The organism is Nocardia sp. NPDC060220 (genome assembly GCF_042727815.1).
GTDB lineage: Bacteria > Actinomycetota > Actinomycetes > Mycobacteriales > Mycobacteriaceae > Nocardia.
In genome coordinates this window covers 1-1531 of the sequence record NZ_JBHWZY010001236.1, presented here as the reverse complement: position 1 = coordinate 1531, position 1531 = coordinate 1, and the positions used below count along the sequence as shown (strand labels likewise).

Genomic DNA, 1531 nt, shown 5'->3' with positions numbered 1-1531 from the left:
GGCGTTCTTCAGTACTCCGGGGATGCCGCCGTTGTACTCCGGGGTCACCATCACGAAGCCGTCGAACGGGCCGATCCGCTCGGCCCAGGCGCGGGTGTGCGCGTGTGCCGACGGGCCGAACATCGGCGGTGCGGGCTCGTCCAGATGCGGTAGCGGGTGATCGCGTAGGTCGATCAGGTCGAATTCGGCGTCGCCACGCCGCGATGCCGCATCCAGAACCCACTCGGCGATCTGGGGGCCACTGCGGTTCGACCGGGTGCTGCCGAGGATGATGCCGATCTTGGTCATTTCTGGAACTCCTGCTCTGCTGAAAGCGTTACTACCTTCCGACGACGTAGCCGGGCGAAATGTCAGGCCTCACAAATCGGGTCGCTGTTTCGTCGGGTAAGTGAGTGCCGTCGACACGAGGAGCCGCACGCCATGACCGATCCGCAACTGCGCGCGGTGATCGACGAACGCCGTCAGCTGATCAATCTCGCTTACCGGCTGATCGGCTCGCTGTCCGAAGCCGAGGATGTGGTGCAGGAGACCTACGTGCGGTGGTACGCGCTCTCCGAGCGACAGCGGCAAGACGTGGTGACGCCTGGTGCGTGGTTGACGACAGTCGCCAGCCGCATCTGCCTCGACCTGCTCGGCTCGGCGCGTGCCAGGCGGGAACAGTATGTGGGCGAGTGGATTCCAGAGCCGATACCCAACCACTCCGAGTGGTTGGGTGGTCCCGCGCCTGGAGACCCCGCCGACCGGGTCACCCTGGACGAGTCGATCGGCATGGCCTTCCTGGTCGTGCTCGATTCCATGACACCGGCCGAGCGAGTGGCGTTCGTCCTGCACGACGTCTTCCGCTACTCCTTCGCCGAGATCGTCGACATCGTCGGCCGCACCCCCGCGGCATGCCGCCAGCTCGCCTCCAGCGCCCGCCGCCGCATCGATACCTCGCAGCGCCCATCGAGCGCCCAGCGCGCCGATGTGGTCAGGGACTTCAAACGGGCTTGGGAAACAAGCGATATGGAGGCCCTGATCGGACTGCTCGACCCGACCGCAATCGCGACCGCGGACAGCGGCGGTCTCGCTCCGGCCTTCCGCGAGCCGATCACCGGCAGCGAACACATCGCCAGCGCCTGGATCGAAATCGCCACCCGCGGCCCCCAGGTAGCTCTGCTCGAGCGCACAGTAAACGGTCAGCCCGGCCTGGTCGCCCAGTTCCGCAACGCCGTCATCTCCGTCTACGCCTTCGATATCGTCGGCACCCGCATCACCCGCATCTGGGCAATCCGCAACCCGGAGAAACTGCGTCTCTGGACAACCAGCTGAACTGTGGCTGCGGAACATGGCGGCCAGAAGCCACCGACACCCGTTGACCGAACGCACGGTATTCGGCAGATGCGGACGTTCGCGACCGTGCGATCCCGGGATCCGAGCATGCACTCCACCACCAAGTAGGGGCCTTCACCTTCTTCGTAGTCGTATTCGTCGTCACTGTGCCAAACTTATAAGAGTCAATTGCTATGACCCGGGGAGACTGTTCAGGAGG

General features: G+C 64.9%; 2 protein-coding genes. One reads left to right on the top strand and one right to left on the bottom strand.

Annotated features, from left to right (window positions below; genetic code table 11):
- A partial coding sequence (locus ACFWF3_RS35620; protein WP_379318538.1) for an NADPH-dependent FMN reductase occupies positions 1-288 on the bottom strand: 288 nt, incomplete at its 3' end.
- 132 nt (positions 289-420) lie between these two features.
- On the opposite strand from ACFWF3_RS35620, the gene sigJ reads away from it, so the two are divergent.
- Positions 421-1311 carry an RNA polymerase sigma factor SigJ gene (gene sigJ / locus ACFWF3_RS35615; protein WP_379318536.1) on the top strand — a complete coding sequence of 297 codons (891 nt, stop codon included), beginning with the start codon at positions 421-423 and terminating at the stop codon, positions 1309-1311.
- Positions 1312-1531: the final 220 nt, after the last annotated feature.

What these genes read in the sequence shown, in the direction of transcription:
- sigJ (WP_379318536.1), top strand. Translation starts at nt 421, where the DNA reads ATGACCGATCCGCAACTGCGCGCGGTGATCGACGAACGCCGTCAGCTG.